Source organism: Tranquillimonas rosea (assembly GCF_900111315.1).
Lineage (GTDB): Bacteria > Pseudomonadota > Alphaproteobacteria > Rhodobacterales > Rhodobacteraceae > Tranquillimonas > Tranquillimonas rosea.
Genome location: NZ_FOGU01000022.1, coordinates 1 through 19615, shown reverse-complemented (window position 1 = coordinate 19615; position 19615 = coordinate 1). Strand labels below are relative to the sequence as shown.

The window sequence follows — 19615 nt, the reverse complement described above, 5'->3', positions numbered from 1 at the left end:
ATCGCAGCCGTCAGCGTCGTCTTGCCGTGGTCAACGTGACCGATCGTGCCGATGTTCACGTGCGGTTTCGTGCGTTCGTACTTTGCCTTTGCCATAATGGCCTCCTTGTTCTTCGGCGGTGCGTGCGGACACGCACCCTACGGTGCGGTAGGGTGCGTGGGCGGGGCCCACGCACCGCGGCTTATGCGAATTTCGCCTGGATCTCGTCGCTGATGTTCTGCGGCACAGGCTCGTAGTGGTCGAACTGCATCGTGAACTGGGCGCGGCCCGACGACATCGAACGCAGGTTGTTGATGTAGCCGAACATGTTGGCCAGCGGCACCATCGCGCCGATCGCCACGGCGTTGCCGCGCGGGTCCTGTCCGGTCACATGGCCGCGACGCGAGGTGAGGTCGCCGATGATGCCACCGGTGTATTCCTCGGGCGTCGTGACCTCGACCTTCATCACCGGCTCGAGCAGCATCGCGCCCGCCTTGCGGAGGCCTTCACGCATGCACATCCGGCTGGCGATCTCGAATGCCAGGACCGACGAGTCGACGTCGTGGTACTTGCCGTCCACCAGCGCGACCTTGAAGTCGATCACCGGGAAGCCCGCGATCGGACCGGAATCCATCACCGACTTGATGCCCTTCTCGACGCCGGGGACGTATTCCTTCGGCACCGAACCGCCAACGATGCGGCTTTCGAAGGTATAGCCCTCGCCCGGCTCGGTCGGGGAGATCTCCAGCTGAACCTCGGCGAACTGACCCGAACCACCCGACTGCTTCTTGTGCGTGTAGGTGTGGTTGATCGGCTGACGGATCGTCTCGCGATAGGCGACCTGCGGGGCACCGATGTTCGCCTCGACCTTGAACTCGCGCTTCAGGCGGTCGACGAGAATGTCGAGGTGGAGCTCGCCCATCCCCTTCATGATCGTCTGGCCCGATTCCAGGTCGGTCTCGACCTTGAACGACGGGTCCTCGGCGGCAAGACGCTGCAGACCGGCGGACATCTTTTCCTGGTCGGCCTTCGTCTTGGGCTCGACGGCGATCTCGATCACCGGATCGGGGAAGGTCATCGTCTCGAGCACGACCTGCTTCTGCGCGTCGCAGAGCGTGTCGCCCGTCGTCGTTTCCTTCAGGCCCGCCAGCGCGATGATGTCGCCCGAACCGGCCCAGCTGATCTCTTCGCGGGAGTTCGAGTGCATCATCATCATCCGGCCGATGCGCTCGCGCTTGCCCTTCGTCGAGTTCATGACGTTGCCGCCCTTCTCGAGAATGCCCGAGTAGATGCGGGTGAAGGTCAGCGAGCCGACGAACGGATCGTTCATGATCTTGAACGCGAGACCGGCGAACGGCTGATCATCACCGGGGCGACGCTCTATGTTGCGCGTCTCGGTCTCGTCGTCCGGCGAGAAGCCCATGTAGGGCGGCACGTCGAGCGGACCGGGCAGATAGTCGATGACCGCGTTCAGCATGGGCTGGACGCCCTTGTTCTTGAACGCCGAGCCACACAGAACCGGCACGAAGGACAGCGACAGCGTGCCCTTGCGGATCAGTTCGCGCAGCTTCGCCTCGTCGGGCTCTTCGCCCTCCAGGTAGGCCTCCATGGCCTCGTCGTCCTGCTCGACCGCGTTCTCGATCAGCTCGGAACGCATCTCTTCGGCGCGGTCCTTCAGCTCGTCGCGAATGTCTTGGATCACCCAGGTCGCGCCGAGGTCTTCACCCTTCCAGACCCATTCCTTCATGGTCACGAGGTCGATGATGCCTTCGAGCTTGTCCTCTGCCCCGATGGGCATCTGGATCGGCACGGGGTTCGCACCGGTGCGCTCGCGGATCATGGTGACGCAGTTCCAGAAGTCGGCGCCCAGCTTGTCCATCTTGTTGACGAACACCACGCGCGGCACCTCGTACCGGTCGGCCTGACGCCACACGGTCTCGGTCTGGGGCTCGACGCCGGCGTTGGCGTCGAGCACGCAGATCGCGCCGTCGAGCACGGCCAGCGACCGCTCGACCTCGATCGTGAAGTCGACGTGGCCGGGCGTGTCGATGATGTTGAAGCGGAACTTGGCTTCCTGCGGCGTGTCGCCGTAGATGCCAGTCGGGTTCTCGCCGTCCTCGGTGCGGAACCAGAAGGTCGTGGTCGCAGCAGAGGTGATGGTGATCCCCCGCTCCTGCTCCTGCTCCATCCAGTCCATCGTCGCGGCGCCGTCATGCACCTCGCCGATCTTGTGCGACTTGCCGGTGTAGAACAGGACGCGCTCGGTGCAGGTGGTCTTGCCCGCATCGATGTGCGCCATGATCCCGAAGTTCCGGTACCGGTCGAGGGAATATTCGCGTGCCATTGGGAAGGGTCCTCAGGCTAGGGGTTACCAGCGGTAGTGGCTGAACGCCTTGTTGGCGTCGGCCATCTTGTGGGTGTCTTCGCGCTTCTTCACCGCGGCGCCACGACCGTGGACGGCATCGGCGAGCTCACCCGCGAGACGCTCTTCCATGGTGTTCTCGTTGCGCTTGCGGCAGGCGTCGATCAGCCAGCGGATCGCCAGCGCCTCGCGGCGCTCGGGGCGCACTTCGACGGGCACCTGATACGTGGCGCCGCCGACGCGGCGCGAGCGCACCTCGACCGAAGGTTTGATGTTGTCGAGGCTCTCGTGGAACACCTCGAGCGGCGCCTTCTTGAGCTTGCCCTCGACGCGGTCGAAGGCATTGTAGACGATCCGCTCGGCGACGGACTTCTTGCCGTCGACCATGAGGTTGTTCATGAACTTCGTCAGGACCCGGTCGCCATATTTGGCGTCGGGCAGGATCTCGCGCTTTTCGGCGGCGTGGCGGCGGGACATGCTGGTATCCTCTTACTTCGGACGCTTCGCGCCGTACTTCGAACGGCGCTGTCTGCGGTCTTTGACACCCTGGGTGTCGAGAACACCGCGCAGGATATGATAGCGGACGCCGGGAAGGTCCTTCACACGGCCACCGCGGATCAGCACCACCGAGTGCTCCTGCAGGTTGTGCTTCTCACCCGGGATGTAGCTGATGACTTCGTAGCCATTGGTCAGGCGCACCTTGGCGACCTTCCGCATGGCCGAGTTCGGCTTTTTCGGCGTCGTGGTGTAGACGCGCGTGCAGACGCCGCGCTTCTGCGGGCAGCCCTCGAGGTGCAGCGACTTCGAGCGTTGAGGTTTGGGCTGCCGCGGCTTGCGGATCAGCTGCTGGATCGTTGGCATTCCGGTCGTATCCCCGTGTTGCAACTCTTCAAATTTCGGTCCCGCCTTGTCGCGCGGGGCTATCTGGGCGGGACGCGCGCGCCCCTGTTCGGTCTTGTCGTCGGGCCGCGCGCCGCGCGTCCGCAAAACGAGAAAAACCGCATTGCTTCCCCGAACGGAAAAGCACGCGGTGGGCCTTCAGAGGATCGGGCGCAGGGCCGGATCTTGACCACTTCGGTTCTGTAAAGGCGTCATGGGCCGTGCCGGCCCCGGTACCTGAGTGCGCGCCGTATAAGGGGAGTCGCGGGGGCTGTCAACAGCCGCCTGAGCCACCCTACTGCACCCCACCCGGAAAGCAACGGGCGGGCAGCTGTATCTGGGGCGGCCGGTCGGACCGTTCAAGCATGTGAATGGCGACAGGATACCTTTCGTGGCCGCGGGATTCCAGCGCCAAACGCGGAAAATCCCGCCCGACGATCGAAATAGAGGCAGTTCGATTCGCCCTCGGCGGGGAAACGAGCCCAGAAATGAAAAGGGCCCCGCACCTGGCGGGGCCCCTCGATAGTGATGCCGGAGCGCTTACTCCTCGCGGCTCTCCGGCGTGTCGACGAGCGTGTCCTCGAACGGATCGGGCGAGACGTCCGCCGCTTGTTCGGGCGCCGCCAGCGCCGCGGCCTGTTCGGCCTCGGACTGGGCGGCCTTCAGCACCTTCAGGTCCCGCTCGGCCGCGACGCGGCGCACGCGCTGCGAGGCCCCGCCGGTGCCCGCCGGGATGAGACGGCCGACGATGACGTTCTCCTTCAGGCCGACCAGCTTGTCGCGCTTGCCCTGCACCGATGCCTCGGTCAGCACGCGGGTGGTCTCCTGGAAGGACGCGGCCGAGATGAACGACCGGGTCTGTAGCGACGCCTTGGTGATGCCGAGCAGGATCGGCTCGCCCTGTGCGGGACGGCCGCCCTTGGCGATCGCCTTCTCGTTCGCGGCGTCGAACTCGAGCTTGTCGACGTGTTCGCCCTTGAGCAGCGTGCTTTCGCCGCTGTCGAGGATCTCCCACTTCTGCAGCATCTGCCGGACGATGACCTCGATGTGCTTGTCGTTGATCTTCACGCCCTGCAGACGATAGACCTCTTGCACCTCGTTGATCATGTAGTCGGCCAGAGCCTCGACACCCATGATCGACAGGATGTCGTGCGGCGCCGGGTTGCCGTCCATGATGTAGTCGCCCTTCTGGACGTAATCGCCCTCGGCGACGGGGATGTGTTTCCCCTTCGGCACCATGTACTCGACCTTGTCCATCGTCTCGTCGGCGGGTTCGATCGCGATCCGGCGCTTGTTCTTGTAGTCCTTGCCGAACCGGACATAGCCGTCGATCTCGGCGATGATCGCGTGATCCTTGGGACGCCGCGCCTCGAAGAGTTCGGCCACACGCGGCAGACCGCCGGTAATGTCCTTCGTCTTGGCGCCTTCCCGCGGAATCCGCGCGACCACGTCACCCGCCTTGATCGGCGTGCCCTCTTCGACCGACAGGATCGCGTCGACCGACATCTGGTACGTGACCGGATTGCCGTTCTCGTTGCGAACCGGTTCGCCATCCTCGCCCACGATCAGGATCTCGGGCTTGAGATCGTTGCCGCGCGGCGCCGCACGCCAGTCCGACACGATCTTCTGGGTCATGCCGGTGGCGTCGTCGGTTTCCTCCCGGACGGAGACGCCCGAGATAAGGTCGACGAACTTCGCCGTCCCCGCCTTCTCGGCGATGATCGGCAGGGTGTAGGGGTCCCACTCGAACAGCTTGTCGCCGCGTTTGATCTCGGCGCCGTCGTCGACATGCATCGCGGTGCCGTAGCCGAGCTTGAAGCTCGCCCGTTCGACGCCGTGTTCGTCGACGATCGCCAGCTGCATGTTGCGGCCCATGACGATCTGCTGGCCGGCCTCGTTCTCGAGCAGGTTCGGGTTGTGGAACTTGGCAAAGCCCTCCTGACCCGCTTCCTGGAACGATTGCTGACCACCCTGCGCGACGCCGCCGATGTGGAAGGTCCGCATCGTCAGCTGGGTGCCGGGCTCGCCGATGGACTGCGCCGCGATGATGCCGACGGCCTCGCCGACGTTCACCATCGTGCCGCGGGCCAGGTCGCGGCCATAGCACATGGCGCAGACACCCTCGTCGGATTCGCAGGTCAGCGGCGAACGAACACGCATCGACTGGATCGCCGCGGTCTCGATCGCGTCGGCCTTGCGCTCGTCGATGAGCTCACCCTCGGCCGCGAGCACCTCGTCGGTGCCCGGAACGATCACGTCCTCGGCCACCACTCGGCCCAGCACTCGCTCGCCGATGGTGGCGATGACCTCGCCGTCATTCACGGCCGGCTCGACCGTGATGGCGTTGTCGGTGCCGCAATCGTGCAGACGCACGATGCAGTCCTGGGCAACGTCGACCAGACGACGGGTCAGGTAGCCCGAGTTCGCCGTCTTCAGAGCGGTGTCCGACAGGCCCTTCCGCGCGCCATGGGTGGAGTTGAAGTACTCCAGCACGGTCAGGCCTTCCTTGAAGTTCGAGATGATCGGCGTTTCGATGATCTCGCCCGAGGGCTTGGCCATCAGGCCGCGCATCCCGCCCAGCTGCTTCATCTGGGTGACCGAGCCACGCGCCTTCGAGTGGGCCATCATGTAGACCGAGTTCGGCTCCATCTCGGCGCCGTTGTCGTCGAGACGCTTGGACGAGATCGCGTCCATCATCGCCTCGGTCACCTGGTCGTTGCACTTGGACCAGGCGTCGATGACCTTGTTGTACTTTTCGCCCTGGGTGATCAGGCCGTCCATGTACTGCTGCTCGAAGTCCTTCACCTGCTCGCGCACGGACTCGACGATGGGCCACTTCTGCTCGGGGATGACCATGTCGTCCTTGCCGAAGCTGATGCCGGCCTTGAAGGCCTCCTTGAAGCCCATCGACATGATCTGGTCGCAGAAGATGACCGACTCCTTCTGGCCGCAATAGCGGTAGACGGTGTCGATGACGTTCTGCACCTCGCCCTTGCGGAGCAGACGGTTCACGAGATCGAACGGCGCCTTGGCGTTGAGCGGCAGAAGCGCGCCCACGCGGATGCGGCCCGGAGTCGTCTCGTAGCGGCGCATGACCTCCTGGCCCTGCTCGTCCACCTGCTTGAGGCGCGCGGTGATCCGGGCGTGCATGTGCAGCTCGCCCGAGTCGAGCGCGTGCTGCACCTCATCCACGTCCGAGAAGACCATGCCTTCGCCCTTCATCCCCTCACGCTCGAGCGTGAGGTAATAGAGGCCGAGGATCATGTCCTGCGACGGCACGATGATCGGCGCGCCGTTGGCCGGCGACAGCACGTTGTTCGTCGACATCATCAGGACGCGCGCTTCCAGCTGCGCCTCGAGGCTCAGCGGAACGTGCACGGCCATCTGGTCGCCGTCAAAGTCGGCGTTGAAGGCCGAGCAGACCAGCGGGTGAAGCTGGATCGCCTTGCCCTCGATCAGGACCGGCTCGAACGCCTGGATGCCCAGACGGTGTAGAGTCGGCGCCCGGTTCAGAAGGACCGGATGCTCGCGGATGACCTCGTCGAGGATGTCCCAGACCTCGGGACGCTCCTTCTCGACCAGCTTCTTGGCCTGCTTGACGGTCGACGACAGGCCCTTCGCCTCGAGCCGTGAGTAGATGAACGGCTTGAACAGCTCGAGCGCCATCTTCTTGGGCAGGCCACATTGGTGCAGCTTCAACTCGGGACCGGTCACGATGACCGAACGGCCCGAGAAGTCGACACGCTTACCCAGAAGGTTCTGCCGGAAACGGCCCTGCTTGCCCTTGAGCATGTCCGACAGCGATTTCAGCGGACGCTTGTTGGCGCCGGTGATGACGCGGCCGCGGCGGCCGTTGTCGAACAGCGCGTCGACGGATTCCTGCAGCATCCGCTTTTCGTTGCGGATGATGATGTCCGGCGCGCGCAGTTCGATCAGCCGCTTGAGGCGGTTGTTCCGGTTGATCACGCGGCGATAGAGGTCGTTCAGGTCCGACGTGGCGAACCGGCCGCCGTCCAGCGGAACGAGCGGGCGCAGTTCCGGCGGAATGACCGGGATCACGGTCATGATCATCCACTCGGGGCGGTTGCCCGATTCCAGGAAGGACTCGACGATCTTGAGCCGCTTGATGATCTTCTTGGGCTTCAGCTCGCCGGTGGCTTCCTTGAGCTCCTCGCGCAGACGCTCGGCCTCGGTCTCGAGGTCGATCATCGACAGCATCTCGCGGATCGCCTCGGCGCCGATATTGGCGGTGAAGGCGTCCATGCCGTACTGGTCCTGGGCGTCCATGAACTCTTCTTCGGTCAGCATCTGACCGTATTGAAGGTCCGTCAGGCCCGGCTCGATGACGACGTAGTTCTCGAAGTAGAGCACCCGCTCGAGATCGCGCAGGGTCATGTCCAGCATCAGGCCGATGCGCGACGGCAGCGACTTGAGGAACCAGATGTGGGCCACGGGCGAGGCCAGCTCGATGTGGCCCATGCGCTCGCGCCGGACCTTCTGCAGCGTCACCTCGACGCCGCACTTCTCGCAGACCACGCCGCGATACTTCATGCGCTTGTACTTGCCGCACAGGCACTCGTAGTCCTTGATCGGACCGAAGATGCGCGCGCAGAACAGGCCGTCACGCTCGGGCTTGAACGTGCGGTAGTTGATCGTCTCGGGCTTCTTGATCTCGCCGAAGGACCAGCTGAGGATCCGCTCGGGGGAGGCCAGGGAGATCTTGATCTCGTCAAACGTCTTGGCCGACGTCATCGGGTTGAAGGGGTTGGTCGTGAGTTCCTGGTTCATCTTGATACCTCGAATATCGGCCGGAGAAGGACGGGCAGGAGCGGGGTGATCCCCGCCCTACCGGGACGTCGCAGGGCGGGGGTCTCCCCGCCTCTCCGCGTCACTCCTCGTCCTCTTCCGCATCCAGGAGTTCCATGTTGAGGCCCAGACCCCGGACCTCCTTGACGAGCACGTTGAACGATTCCGGCACGCCGGCCTCGAAGTTGTCCTCGCCCTTGACGATGCTCTCGTAGACCTTGGTCCTGCCGGCCACGTCGTCCGACTTGACGGTCAGCATCTCCTGCAGGGTGTAGGCCGCGCCATACGCTTCCAGCGCCCAGACCTCCATCTCGCCGAAGCGCTGCCCGCCGAACTGCGCCTTGCCGCCCAGCGGCTGCTGGGTGACCAGGCTGTACGGACCGGTCGAACGGGCGTGGATCTTGTCGTCGACCAGGTGGTGCAGCTTGAGCAGGTACTTCACCCCGACCGTGACCGGCCGCGAGAAGCGCTCGCCCGTGCGGCCGTCGAACAGCGCCGACTGCCCGGACTTGTCGAAACCGGCACGCTGGAGCGCGTCGTTGACGTCGTCCTCTTTCGCACCGTCGAAGACCGGCGTCGCGATCGGCACACCGCGGGTGACGTTGCCCGCCGCCTCGAGCAGGAGGTCGTCGTCCATCGTCTCGATGCCCTCGGAGTAGATCTCGTCGCCATAGGCGATCCGCATCGCATCCTTGACCGGGGTCATGTCGCCCGAGCGGCGATACTCGTCCAGCGCCTCTTCGACCTTGATGCCCAGACCGCGCGCGGCCCAGCCCATGTGGGTCTCGAGGATCTGACCGACGTTCATCCGTGACGGCACGCCGAGCGGGTTCAGCACGAAGTCCACCGGAGTCCCGTCCTCGAGGAACGGCATGTCCTCCATCGGGACCACCTTCGAGATGACGCCCTTGTTGCCGTGACGGCCGGCCATCTTGTCGCCCGGCTGCAGCTTGCGCTTCACCGCGACGAAGACCTTGACCATCTTCATCACGCCCGGCGGCAGGTCGTCGCCCCGGCGCACCTTCTCGACCTTGTCCTCGAAACGGTGCTCCAGCGCGCGCTTCTGCGCGTCGAACTGCGCGTTCAGCGCCTCGATCTGCTGCGCCTCTTCCTCTTCGCCGAGCGCGAGTTGCCACCACTGCCCCTTGGACAGGGTACCGAGCAGCTCCTCGGTGATCTCGGAGTTCGCCTTGACGCCCTTGGGCCCCTTCACGGCGGTCTTGCCGAGCAGCATCTGCTTGAGACGCGAATAGATGTTGCGCTCGAGGATCATCAGCTCGTCGTCCCGGTCACGGGCCAGACGCTCGACCTCTTCACGCTCGATCTGCAGGGCGCGCTCGTCCTTCTCGACACCGTGCCGGTTGAAGACGCGGACCTCGACGACCGTGCCGTAATCCCCCGGCGGCAGACGCAGCGACGTGTCGCGCACGTCGGACGCCTTTTCACCGAAGATGGCGCGGAGCAGTTTCTCTTCCGGGGTCATCGGGCTTTCGCCCTTGGGCGTGATCTTGCCCACGAGGATGTCGGCGGGGCCGACCTCGGCACCGATATAGACGATGCCCGCCTCGTCGAGGTTGCGCAGGGCTTCCTCGCCGACGTTCGGGATGTCGCGGGTGATCTCTTCGGGCCCGAGCTTGGTATCGCGGGCGGCGACCTCGAACTCCTCGATGTGGATCGAGGTGAACACGTCGTCACGCACGATGCGCTCGGAGATCAGGATCGAGTCCTCGTAGTTGTAGCCGTTCCAGGGCATGAACGCGACGACCACGTTTTTGCCGAGCGCGAGCTCGCCCATGTCGGTCGACGGACCGTCGGCCACGACCTCGCCGCGGGCGACCTTGTCACCGACCTTCACCAGAGGCTTCTGGCTGACGCAGGTGTTCTGGTTCGACCGCTGGAACTTGCGCAGGCGGTAGATGTCGACGCCCGGATCGCCGGCCTCGAGGTTCTCAGTCGCCCGGACGACGATACGCGTCGCATCGACCTGGTCGATCACGCCGGCGCGGCGCGCCATGATCGAGGCGCCCGAGTCCTGCGCGACCTTGCCTTCGATGCCCGTGCCGACATACGGCGCCTCGGCCCGCAGGAGCGGCACCGCCTGACGCTGCATGTTCGAGCCCATAAGCGCGCGGTTCGCGTCGTCGTTCTCGAGGAACGGGATCAGCGACGCCGCGACCGAGACCAGCTGCTTCGGCGACACGTCGATCAGGTCGACGTTCTCGTTCGGCTGCAGCATGTACTCGCCCGCCTGACGGGTGGACACGAGATCGTTCTCGAACTTCATGTCCGTGTCGAGCTTGGCATTCGCCTGCGCCACGGTGTGACGCATTTCCTCGGTGGCGGACATGTAGTGGACCTCGTCGGTCACCTGTCCGTCCTTCACGACGCGGTAGGGCGTCTCGATGAAGCCGTACTTGTTCACGCGGGCGAACGACGCCAGCGAGTTGATCAGGCCGATGTTCGGGCCTTCCGGCGTCTCGATCGGGCACATCCGGCCATAGTGGGTCGGGTGCACGTCGCGCACCTCGAAACCGGCGCGCTCACGCGTCAGACCGCCGGGCCCGAGCGCCGACAGGCGGCGTTTGTGCGTCACCTCGGACAGCGGGTTGGTCTGGTCCATGAACTGCGACAGCTGCGACGAGCCGAAGAATTCGCGCACCGCGGCCGCGGCGGGCTTCGCGTTGATCAGGTCCTGCGGCATGACCGTGTCGATCTCGACCGACGACATGCGCTCCTTGATCGCGCGCTCCATCCGCAGAAGGCCGACGCGGTACTGGTTCTCCATCAGTTCGCCGACCGAGCGCACCCGGCGGTTGCCGAGGTGGTCGATATCGTCGATCTCGCCCCGGCCGTCCCGCAGTTCGACCAGCGCCTTGATGCAGGCGACGATGTCCTCGCGGCGCAAGGTGCGCTGCGTGTCCTCGGCGTTGAGGTTGAGGCGCATGTTCATCTTCACGCGGCCCACGGCGGACAGGTCGTAGCGTTCGGAATCGAAGAACAGCGTGTCGAACAGCGCGCTGGCGGCCTCGACCGTCGGCGGCTCGCCCGGACGCATGACGCGATAGATGTCCATGAGCGCGCTGTCGCGGTTCATGTTCTTGTCCATCGCCATCGTGTTCCGGATGTACGGACCGACGTTGACGTTATCGATGTCCAGCACCGGGATGTCGGTGATGCCGGCGTCCAGCAACTCCTTGAGGGTGCCGCCGGTGACCTCGCCGTCCTTGTCGACTTCCCAGGTCAGCTCGTCCCCGGCCTCGACATAGATCGCGCCGGTTTCCTCGTTGATGATGTCCTTGGCGACATAGCGGCCGACGATGTGGTCGAACGGCACCAGAAGATCGGTGACCGAGCCTTCGTCGAGCAGCTTCTTCACCTGGCGCGGCGTGACCTTGTCACCGGCCTTGGTGAGCACCTCGCCGCTGTCCGCGTCCACCAGGTCGAAGGACGGACGGGTGCCGCGCACGCGCTCGGGGAAGAACTTGGTCTTCCAGCCGCGCGTGCCTTCGCGGGTGAAGCTCACCGTGTCGTAGTAGGCATCCATGATGCCTTCCTGATCCAGCCCCAGCGCATACAGCAGCGTCGTCACCGGCAGCTTCCGGCGACGGTCGATGCGGGCATAGACGATGTCCTTGGCGTCGAACTCGAAGTCGAGCCACGAGCCGCGGTAGGGGATGATGCGGCAGGCGAACAGCAGCTTACCCGAAGAGTGGGTCTTGCCCTTGTCGTGGTCGAAGAAGACGCCCGGCGAGCGGTGCATCTGGCTGACGATCACGCGCTCGGTGCCGTTGACGATGAACGTGCCGTTCATCGTCATCAGCGGCATGTCCCCCATGAAGACATCCTGCTCCTTGATGTCCTTCACGGATTTCGAGCCGGTGTCCTCGTCGATATCGAACACGATCAGGCGCAGGGTGACCTTCAGCGGCGCGCTGTAGGTCATGTCGCGCTGCTGGCACTCGTCGACGTCGTACTTGGGCTTTTCGAGCTCGTAACGCACGAACTCGAGAACGGCGGTCTCGTTGAAGTCCTTGATCGGGAAAACGGACTGGAACACGCCCTTGATGCCCTCGCCGTCGGCAGGCTCGGGCCCGTCGCCGGAATCGAGGAACAGGTCATAGCTGGATTTCTGAACCTCGATGAGGTTCGGCATTTCCAGCACTTCGCGGATCTTGCCGTAATATTTGCGGAGTCTTTTCTGGCCGAGATAGGAGGTCGAAGCCATGCGCCTTTGCACCTTTCATCTTTCGCAAGCGCGCCGGCCGCCGGGGCCGCGGGCGGCACGCTCTCGAAGACAGGGGGACCGGATCAATCCCTGGCGACCCTCCCACAGGCCGCCGCCCGATCCGGACCCGCGCCCTGGAGATGACCCTTTCGGGAAAGATCATCACCAAGACGCGGACAGCCAGCCCCGGCATCAGCCGGGACCGGCCTTCTAGCTCAAGCTGCGGGTCGTCGCGACCCGCGCAAGATCACTTCAGCTCGATTTCGGCGCCAGCCGCTTCGAGCTTCTGCTTGATCTCTTCGGCTTCCTCTTTCGAGGCGCCTTCCTTGACCGGCTTGCCGCCGCTTTCGACCAGCTCCTTGGCCTCTTTCAGGCCCAGGCCGGTGATGCCGCGAACTTCCTTGATGACGTTGATCTTCTGAGCGCCGGCGCTCTTCAGGATCACGTCGAATTCGGTCTGCTCTTCGGCGGCTTCGCCAGCGGCTTCACCACCGGCAGGGCCGGCCATCATCACGGCGCCGCCCGACGCGGGCTCGATGCCGTATTCGTCTTTCAGGATGGTTTTCAGTTCCTGGGCCTCGAGAAGCGTCAGACCAACGATCTCTTCGGCGAGTTTCTTCAGATCAGCCATTGTTCGGTTCCGTATACTAAGTTGGGGTCCAACGTCGTGGGGACAAGTCCTCCACGCGGGATGTTCGTGATTGCCTTACGCGGCCTCGCCGCGCTCCTCGATGGTCGAGAGGATGCCGGCGATGTTCGAAGCAGGTGCGCCGATCGCACCGGCGATGTTGCTGGCGGGTGCACCGACCATGCCAGCGATCTGAGCGAGAAGCTCTTCACGCGACGGCATCTCGGACACTGCCTTCACACCGGCCCGGTCCAGGATCGAACTGCCCATGGCGCCACCGAGGATCTCGAACTTCGAGTTATCCTTGGCGTAGCCTTCCGCGACCTTGGCAGCTGCCACCGGGTCTTCGGAATAGGACAGAACGGTCATGCCCGTGAGGAGGTCGGCAATGGCTGCCGGCGGGGTCCCCTCGAGGGCGATCTTGGCGAGCCTGTTCTTGGCAACGCGCACGGACCCGCCCGCTTCACGCATACGCGCGCGCAGGTCCTGCATCTCGGCAACCGTGAGTCCCTGGTAGTGAGACACCACCACGACGCCAGAGCTTTCGAAGATCTGGCCGAGTTCCTCGACCACTTTCTCTTTCTGGGCTCTATCCACAGTTTCACTCCAAGTTTGGACGGGTCTCCCCGCCCGGCTCTTCTTCGTGCGCCCCGCGGGGCGCGTCGGGTCCGTATCAGGGTCCCGAGGCCAAGACCGCCCGAAGGTTGTCCCTCCGGAAAAGTCTGACGTCTCGTTTCCCATCTCAGGAAGGAATTATTGGACCGGCCGGCCCAACCCTCCGTCTCGGACAGGACGGGGCCACCAGGGGCGCCCCCGCCATTCGCCGCCCGAGGGCGGCAAATTCTTCAACGGGCTCAGTTGCCCGTCGCGTTGGTCACGTCGATCGACACGCCGGGGCCCATGGTGGAGGCCAGCGAGACCTTTTCCATGTAGGTACCCTTGGCGCCGGCCGGCTTGGCCTTGCCCACCGCGTCGACGAAGGCGCGGATGTTCTCGGCCAGCTGCGCGTCGTCGAACGACGCCTTGCCGACACCGGCATGGATCACGCCGGCCTTCTCGGCCTTGAACTGAACCTGACCACCCTTGGCGTCCTTGACGGCCTGCGCGACGTCCATCGTCACCGTGCCGACCTTGGGGTTCGGCATCAGGTTGCGCGGGCCGAGAATCTTGCCGAGACGGCCGACGACCGGCATCATGTCGGGCGTGGCGATGCAGCGGTCGAAGTCGATCTGACCGTTCTGGATACGCTCCATCAGGTCCTCGGCGCCGACGATGTCTGCCCCGGCCTGCTCGGCCTCTTCGGCCTTGCCGCCACGGGCGAACACAGCGACGCGCACGGTCTTGCCGGTGCCGTTCGGCAGGTTGACGGTGCCGCGCACCATCTGGTCGGCGTGCCGCGGGTCGATCCCGAGGTTCATCGCGATCTCGACCGTCTCGTCGAACTTGGCGCTCGCCTGCGCCTTGATCAGCGCGACGGCGTCCTCGACGCTCAGGTTCTCCTTGCCGGAGACGGCTTCGCGGGCGGCGCGGGTACGTTTACCGATCTTGGCCATGACTTACCCTTTCACCTCGATGCCCATCGACGACGCCGAGCCGAGGACGATCTTCATCGCGCTGTCCACATCGTGCGCGCTGAGGTCCTTCATCTTGGCTTCGGCGATCTCGCGAACCTGGGCCACCGTGACGGTGCCCGCGGTCTGGCGGCCCGGCGTCTTGGCGCCGGATTGCAGCTTGGCAGCCTTCTTGAGGTAATACGACGCCGGCGGCGTCTTGATTTCCATCGTGAAGGACTTGTCCTGATAATACGTGATCAGGGTCGGGCACGGGGCGCCGACTTCCATTTCCTGCGTGCGGGCGTTGAACGCCTTGCAGAATTCCATGATGTTGATGCCACGCTGACCCAGCGCGGGGCCGACCGGCGGCGACGGATTCGCCTTGCCGGCGGGGACCTGCAGCTTCAGGCTGCCGACCTTCTTCTTGGCCATAGGGCCTCTCCTTCTGTCCAACACCGACACGGATCGCGATCCGGCGGTTTGATGTTGTCGCGGTCCGGTCCGACGGGCGCGCCCGCCTCGCCTTCCGCGTCTCGACGCGTCAGGTCGCCTTGCTGACCTGGGCGTATTCCAGCTCGACCGGGGTGGCCCGGCCGAAGATCGAGACAGACACCTTCAGGCGCTGGTTCTCGTGATCGATGTCCTCGACCATGCCGTCGAAGCCCTCGAACGGACCGTCAGTGACGTTAACCTTCTCGCCGGTCTGGAAGGTGATGAGCGTGCGCGGCGCGCTCTCGCCCTCTTCCACCCGGCCGAGGATGCCCTGCACCTCGGCGTCACGCATCGGCATGGGCCGGCCCTGCGGGCCGAGGAAGCCGGTGACACGGTTGATCGAGTTGATCAGGTGATAGCCCCGATCGGTCATCTCCATGTGCACCAGCACGTAGCCCGGCATGAAGCGGCGCTCGGTCGAGACCTTCTTGCCGCGGCGCACCTCGATCACCTCTTCGGTGGGGACCAGCACCTCATCGATCTCGTCCTCGAGCCCGGCCTCGGCGACGGACGTGCGGATCTGCTCTGCGATCTTCTTTTCGAAGTTCGACAGCACACTCACCGAATACCAACGCTTCGCCATTGTCGCCTCTGCCCTTCGCCTGCCGCGGGGCAGGCGGATGTCATTCAGTTGAAGGTGGGACGCGGTGTCCCGCCCATTTCCAAACAAAAGCAGCGCGCCGCTCGAATCACAGCGCGCCTTGTAAGGAAGTGAGGGCGTGCCTTAGCGCCGATGACGGGGCAGTTCAAGACCCCGCGGCGTCGTTCAGCTCACGACACTCAACAGCGTCTGCAGGCCGGTGCGGATCAGGAGATCGACGAGGAAGAAGAAGATCGCCGTCAGCGTCGCCATGATCAGGACCATGACCGTCGTCAGCACGACCTCGCGGCGCGTGGGCCAGACGACCTTCGCGACCTCGGCACGTACCTGCTGGATGAACTGAAGCGGATTGGTCTTGGTGGCCATGTCGCGTCCCCGGAAAGTATTCAATCGCCGGATACGCGTCCCGGCCCGACAATTCAAGGCCGGCTCGGGCCGGCCATCGCATGTCGTGAAATGGCAGGGGTTGAGGGACTCGAACCCACGACCCTCGGTTTTGGAGACCGATGCTCTACCAACTGAGCTAAACCCCTAGGCCGACTGCGCTTCTAGACCGAATCCGCACGGGCCTCAAGGGGGTTCGGCCGCTCTTGCCGCCTCTCAGCGCGCGGCTTGGTACAACAGGGCGCGAATCTCGGCGCGGCTGTGTTCCCTGGGGTTGGTGTCGACGAACTTGATCTCGGCCAGCGCCTGCGTGTCGAGCGTGCTGGCGTCGACGTCCACGTTGTAGCGGTCCAGCTTGTTCTGGGCCAAGGCCTCGAGCTGCGAGGTCGCGGCGGCCGGCATGGCCGACAGTGCGGCAAGGCCCAGTGCGGCAGGAAGAACGAGCGATTTCATCGTGATGTCTCCGAACGAAAAAGGCGGGCCGGACCTATGGCCCGACCCGCCCGATATGGTCGCCAAGGACCGCGATTGTTAGCCTTCGACGGCAGCGATCAGCTGCGAGCGGGTGTTCGTGGCACCGGCCGTGTCGTTGGTCTCGATCGCCTGGATTTCGGCCAGCTGCGCGTCGGACAGCGCGCCGGCATCGGCCGACACGTGGTAGCGGTTCAGCTTGGTCTGCGCGGAGGCTTCCAGCTGCGGGTTCGCGGACGCGGCGCCGGCAAGGGCGGTCACGGCGATGGCGGTGGTTGCGAAGATCGTTTTCATCTCGGTTACTCCTTTGGTGGGGTTACTCGTTACAGGTATGGTTCTGCCGCCTCTCAGCGCGAGGCAGCCTGGGTCAGCAGGGCGCGCGTGCTGGCGCCGGCAGCCGTGTCATCGGTCTCGATGAACTGGATTTCCGCCAGCTGGGCCACGGACAGCGCGCTGGCATCGGCCGCGACGTTGTAGCGGTCGAACTTCTGCTGCGCGGCGGCTTCGAGTTGCGGGTTCGCCTGCGCGGCACCGGCAATCGCGGTGAGGCCGAGGGCGGCGGAAACGATAAGGGTCTTCATGACGTGCTCCTTTGACTTTTCTTCTGCTTCGGCGCGCTCCCCGTCGTCCGGGGCGCCGTCGGAGCATGACAGTCAGTTAGGGACACTCGGCTGGCGCGAAAAGACGGCTCAACGGCGCCGAACACTCACGCACTTGTGCCCTTGAAAGTGAAGGGAGAGCTAACAGACACCGAGAAAAATCGTGCGATATCCGTCACTTAATTCGAGCGCTAGCCTCACGGTGACGCACTAAAATCGACCATTTTTGCAATGACGTGCATTTTTGCACATCCCGTGTGACGTGTGTCACCGCTATCGCGAGCCTCGTCTATGGATCGACAGGAACGGCCGGGCACCTGCCGACGTTGTCGCGCCAAATGCCAAACGCAGGAGATGACGACATGCCGGTGAACAGCCTCAAAGATCTTTACCTCGACCAGCTTCAAGACCTGCACAGTGCCTGCACGCAGGCGCTTCCGGTGATCGACGAGCTTGGACGTGCTGCCGATGACAAGGAACTCAGCCAAGCGCTGATCCAAGGCCAGAACGGCACGGCCGAAGGGATCGAGAAGATCGCTCGGATCTGCGGCGATCATGGTGTCGATCCCGCCGGCGAGCACTGCAAGGGGATGCAGGGCCTCGTCGCCGAAGCCCGCGCCCACGGCCTCGAAGAAAGCTTCGGCGATCCGGCGGTGCGCGACGCGATGCTGATCACGCAGTATCAGCGCATGATGCACTATGCGATCGCCGGGTATGGTTGCCTCATGGCGTTCGCCAACCGCCTGGAGCTCGACGGCGATGCAGCAATCCTTCAGGAGTGCCTGGACGAGACTCGTCAGGGCGACGAGCACCTGACGCGCATCGCCAAAAGCGGCATCAACGCATCGGCCGCCTGATACGCGACACAGGATGACCAGAGGGGCCGGCCACCGACAGGGGCCGGCCCTTTTCTTCCCAGAGGTCCGACCTGGCGCACACTACACCTGCGCCCTTGCAGGCGGCCGCCCTGCGCCACTCCGCACCATCACGGGCCGGCCACACGATTGTGAAGGCCATCTCGGCCCGGACCAACAGGTTCGATAGCGAACCTGCCCCGCGCATCACGAACCGATCACCGTGCGTGACGCCCGACACCGTTCCGGCGACAGACCGCGACCCGAACGTGTTTTCCCTAATCCTTCATCGGGGCGCATACCGGAGACGCCGGGCAACCGCCCGGTCGTTCGCAGCGAGGAGCCCTTGCATGAAACTACATATCCTGCTCGTGGCCGCAGCACTCGCCGTCACAGGCGGGGTCGCCAACGCGGCCCGGGACCAGCTCAGCACCAGCGTCTATCACTCGCTGAAGAAAGTGCGGGCGGATCCGACCAACCTCGACACAATGACGACAAGCCAGATCGTTCAACTGAAGTCCATTTTTTCGGGCAGCGACACCCAAGACTCGCAGCGCAAGCTCGAAGCAATGAAGATCCTCGACGACCTCAATTGAGCATCGGACGCGGCGCGCTCACAACCATCGGGCGCGTCGCAGCAGAAGCAAGACGATCCCCACCAGGACCGCCAGCCCGCCGGTAAAGACCCAGAACGCCGGCTCCCACGCCGCGCCCGGCATGCCGGCCAGGTTGATGCCCATGAGCCCGGTGAGAAACCCCAGCGGCAGGAAGATCGCCGAAATCATCGACAGGACATAGAGATTCCGGTTCAGCCGTTCCGCGACGGCGCCGGCCAGTTCGCCGTCGATCAGCTGCAGCCGGTCGCGGATCGACTCGGCCTCTTCCACGACGCGGATCATGCGGTCGTGATTCTCGCCGATCTCGCTCTGCTCCGGCCCTTCGAGCCACGGCAGCCTGAGCCGCCCCAGCTCCCCCAAAGCGTCCCGCTGCGGCGCCAGGTAGCGGCGAAAGCCCGCGGCCTGCAGACGCATGTCTGTGATCGTCTCGCGCAGACGCGCGTCCGGCCCGTCGATCACCACCTCTTCCAGTTCGTCGGTGCGATCGTCCAGGTCCGTCAGGACGGGTTCGATCCGGTCGACAATCCGGTCGATGATCGCCGACAGCAGCGCCGGCGCGCTCCTGGGGCCATTGCCTCCCTCGATCTCGGCCTTCAGTGCATCGACCGAGCGCAGGGGCCGCCGGGCCAGCGTCACCACGCGCGCCGGGTCCACCCAGAGGCGGAGCGAGACCATGTCCTCGGGGTCGGCACCGGGGTTCAGGTTGACGCCCCGCAGAACCACCAGCACGCCGCTGCCGATGCGCCGGGTGCGCGGCCGCGTCTCGGCGGCGGTCAGCGCCTCGCGGATCGCCGGGTCGAGGAAGGACAGGTATTCGTCGATCCATCCCGGAGTCTCGGGATGGTCGGCCATGAGGTGAAGCCACGCCGGATCGTCGTGCCGGACCGCCTCGGCGATCTCGTCGTGATCCGTCAGGTCCGAGGGCCGGGCCGCGCCCAACCGGTAGGCGAAGTGGACGTGCTCGCTCATCTCGCGCAACCTATTTCGGCGCCGCGTCCCGGCAACGCCGCACGAAAAAGGGCCGTCCCGGCGGGACGGCCCTGAAACATGCGCATCAAGGCGACGCTTACTCGATGATCTTCGAGACGACGCCGGCGCCGACGGTGCGGCCGCCTTCACGGATGGCGAAGCGCAGGCCGTCTTCCATGGCGATCGGCGCGATCAG

Annotated in this window: 19 protein-coding genes and 1 tRNA gene; 2 read left to right on the top strand and 18 right to left on the bottom strand. The window is 64.7% G+C overall.

Annotation, left to right across the window (positions count from 1 at the left end; translation table 11 throughout):
- The 16 genes from BMZ25_RS20090 to BMZ25_RS20015 all read right to left on the bottom strand — a co-directional run.
- On the bottom strand, positions 1-95 hold a 95-nt coding region (locus tag BMZ25_RS20090), incomplete at its 3' end, for a GTP-binding protein (RefSeq protein WP_198670027.1).
- 86 nt (positions 96-181) lie between these two features.
- Positions 182-2323: an elongation factor G gene (gene fusA, locus BMZ25_RS20085; protein ID WP_092696427.1), complete on the bottom strand. Its 2142-nt coding sequence runs from the start codon at positions 2321-2323 to the stop codon at positions 182-184.
- 24 nt (positions 2324-2347) lie between these two features.
- Entirely contained in the window at positions 2348-2818 is a 471-nt protein-coding gene (gene rpsG / locus BMZ25_RS20080; RefSeq protein ID WP_092696426.1) for a 30S ribosomal protein S7, read from the bottom strand.
- A 12-nt stretch (positions 2819-2830) separates the two neighbouring features.
- Positions 2831-3202: a 30S ribosomal protein S12 gene (rpsL, locus tag BMZ25_RS20075; RefSeq protein WP_092696425.1), complete on the bottom strand. Its 372-nt coding sequence runs from the start codon at positions 3200-3202 to the stop codon at positions 2831-2833.
- A 558-nt stretch (positions 3203-3760) separates the two neighbouring features.
- Positions 3761-8008: a DNA-directed RNA polymerase subunit beta' gene (gene rpoC, locus BMZ25_RS20070; protein ID WP_092696424.1), complete on the bottom strand. Its 4248-nt coding sequence runs from the start codon at positions 8006-8008 to the stop codon at positions 3761-3763.
- 100 nt (positions 8009-8108) lie between these two features.
- Positions 8109-12251, bottom strand: coding sequence for a DNA-directed RNA polymerase subunit beta (gene rpoB / locus BMZ25_RS20065; protein ID WP_092696423.1), 4143 nt, complete (start codon positions 12249-12251; stop codon positions 8109-8111).
- Positions 12252-12498: 247 nt separating this feature from the next.
- Positions 12499-12882: a 50S ribosomal protein L7/L12 gene (gene rplL, locus BMZ25_RS20060; RefSeq protein ID WP_092696422.1), complete on the bottom strand. Its 384-nt coding sequence runs from the start codon at positions 12880-12882 to the stop codon at positions 12499-12501.
- A gap of 75 nt (positions 12883-12957) precedes the next feature.
- Positions 12958-13476, bottom strand: a complete 519-nt coding sequence (rplJ, locus tag BMZ25_RS20055; RefSeq protein ID WP_092696421.1) for a 50S ribosomal protein L10 — start codon at positions 13474-13476, stop codon at positions 12958-12960.
- A 257-nt stretch (positions 13477-13733) separates the two neighbouring features.
- Entirely contained in the window at positions 13734-14432 is a 699-nt protein-coding gene (rplA, locus tag BMZ25_RS20050; protein WP_092696420.1) for a 50S ribosomal protein L1, read from the bottom strand.
- Positions 14433-14435: 3 nt separating this feature from the next.
- The gene (rplK, locus tag BMZ25_RS20045) at positions 14436-14864 is read right to left on the bottom strand and encodes a 50S ribosomal protein L11 (protein ID WP_092696419.1); all 429 of its coding nucleotides are present in this window, start codon (positions 14862-14864) and stop codon (positions 14436-14438) included.
- A gap of 109 nt (positions 14865-14973) precedes the next feature.
- Positions 14974-15507: a transcription termination/antitermination protein NusG gene (gene nusG / locus BMZ25_RS20040; protein ID WP_092696418.1), complete on the bottom strand. Its 534-nt coding sequence runs from the start codon at positions 15505-15507 to the stop codon at positions 14974-14976.
- Between the two features lie 183 nt (positions 15508-15690).
- Complete coding sequence (gene secE, locus BMZ25_RS20035; RefSeq protein WP_092696417.1) at positions 15691-15891, bottom strand: preprotein translocase subunit SecE; 201 nt, start codon at positions 15889-15891, stop codon at positions 15691-15693.
- A gap of 91 nt (positions 15892-15982) precedes the next feature.
- A tRNA-Trp gene (locus BMZ25_RS20030) sits at positions 15983-16058 on the bottom strand.
- A gap of 67 nt (positions 16059-16125) precedes the next feature.
- Positions 16126-16362 carry a hypothetical protein gene (locus tag BMZ25_RS20025; RefSeq protein WP_092696416.1) on the bottom strand — a complete coding sequence of 79 codons (237 nt, stop codon included), beginning with the start codon at positions 16360-16362 and terminating at the stop codon, positions 16126-16128.
- A gap of 78 nt (positions 16363-16440) precedes the next feature.
- Positions 16441-16674 (bottom strand): hypothetical protein, encoded by a 234-nt coding sequence (locus tag BMZ25_RS20020; RefSeq protein ID WP_092696415.1) that lies wholly within the window; start codon positions 16672-16674, stop codon positions 16441-16443.
- Positions 16675-16727: 53 nt separating this feature from the next.
- Complete coding sequence (locus BMZ25_RS20015) at positions 16728-16961, bottom strand: hypothetical protein (RefSeq protein WP_092696414.1); 234 nt, start codon at positions 16959-16961, stop codon at positions 16728-16730.
- Positions 16962-17341: 380 nt separating this feature from the next.
- On the opposite strand from BMZ25_RS20015, the gene BMZ25_RS20010 reads away from it, so the two are divergent.
- Positions 17342-17836 (top strand): ferritin-like domain-containing protein, encoded by a 495-nt coding sequence (locus BMZ25_RS20010; RefSeq protein ID WP_092696413.1) that lies wholly within the window; start codon positions 17342-17344, stop codon positions 17834-17836.
- Between the two features lie 347 nt (positions 17837-18183).
- Positions 18184-18429 (top strand): hypothetical protein, encoded by a 246-nt coding sequence (locus BMZ25_RS20005; protein ID WP_092696412.1) that lies wholly within the window; start codon positions 18184-18186, stop codon positions 18427-18429.
- Positions 18430-18447: 18 nt separating this feature from the next.
- Here the strand turns inward: BMZ25_RS20005 and BMZ25_RS20000 are convergent, their stop codons facing one another.
- The gene (locus tag BMZ25_RS20000) at positions 18448-19419 is read right to left on the bottom strand and encodes a zinc transporter ZntB (protein WP_092696411.1); all 972 of its coding nucleotides are present in this window, start codon (positions 19417-19419) and stop codon (positions 18448-18450) included.
- A gap of 97 nt (positions 19420-19516) precedes the next feature.
- Positions 19517-19615, bottom strand: a 99-nt coding sequence (locus tag BMZ25_RS19995; protein ID WP_017929992.1) for an EF-Tu C-terminal domain-related protein, incomplete at its 5' end; no start/stop codon positions are given.

What these genes read in the sequence shown, in the direction of transcription:
- BMZ25_RS20000 (WP_092696411.1), bottom strand. Translation starts at nt 19,419, where the DNA reads ATGAGCGAGCACGTCCACTTCGCCTACCGGTTGGGCGCGGCCCGGCCC.
- BMZ25_RS20010 (WP_092696413.1), top strand. Translation starts at nt 17,342, where the DNA reads ATGCCGGTGAACAGCCTCAAAGATCTTTACCTCGACCAGCTTCAAGAC.
- rpsG (WP_092696426.1), bottom strand. Translation starts at nt 2,818, where the DNA reads ATGTCCCGCCGCCACGCCGCCGAAAAGCGCGAGATCCTGCCCGACGCC.
- secE (WP_092696417.1), bottom strand. Translation starts at nt 15,891, where the DNA reads ATGGCCACCAAGACCAATCCGCTTCAGTTCATCCAGCAGGTACGTGCC.
- fusA (WP_092696427.1), bottom strand. Translation starts at nt 2,323, where the DNA reads ATGGCACGCGAATATTCCCTCGACCGGTACCGGAACTTCGGGATCATG.
- BMZ25_RS20015 (WP_092696414.1), bottom strand. Translation starts at nt 16,961, where the DNA reads ATGAAGACCCTTATCGTTTCCGCCGCCCTCGGCCTCACCGCGATTGCC.
- rplL (WP_092696422.1), bottom strand. Translation starts at nt 12,882, where the DNA reads ATGGCTGATCTGAAGAAACTCGCCGAAGAGATCGTTGGTCTGACGCTT.
- nusG (WP_092696418.1), bottom strand. Translation starts at nt 15,507, where the DNA reads ATGGCGAAGCGTTGGTATTCGGTGAGTGTGCTGTCGAACTTCGAAAAG.
- BMZ25_RS20005 (WP_092696412.1), top strand. Translation starts at nt 18,184, where the DNA reads ATGAAACTACATATCCTGCTCGTGGCCGCAGCACTCGCCGTCACAGGC.
- rpsL (WP_092696425.1), bottom strand. Translation starts at nt 3,202, where the DNA reads ATGCCAACGATCCAGCAGCTGATCCGCAAGCCGCGGCAGCCCAAACCT.
- rpoB (WP_092696423.1), bottom strand. Translation starts at nt 12,251, where the DNA reads ATGGCTTCGACCTCCTATCTCGGCCAGAAAAGACTCCGCAAATATTAC.
- BMZ25_RS20025 (WP_092696416.1), bottom strand. Translation starts at nt 16,362, where the DNA reads ATGAAATCGCTCGTTCTTCCTGCCGCACTGGGCCTTGCCGCACTGTCG.
- rplK (WP_092696419.1), bottom strand. Translation starts at nt 14,864, where the DNA reads ATGGCCAAGAAGAAGGTCGGCAGCCTGAAGCTGCAGGTCCCCGCCGGC.
- rplA (WP_092696420.1), bottom strand. Translation starts at nt 14,432, where the DNA reads ATGGCCAAGATCGGTAAACGTACCCGCGCCGCCCGCGAAGCCGTCTCC.
- rpoC (WP_092696424.1), bottom strand. Translation starts at nt 8,008, where the DNA reads ATGAACCAGGAACTCACGACCAACCCCTTCAACCCGATGACGTCGGCC.
- BMZ25_RS20020 (WP_092696415.1), bottom strand. Translation starts at nt 16,674, where the DNA reads ATGAAAACGATCTTCGCAACCACCGCCATCGCCGTGACCGCCCTTGCC.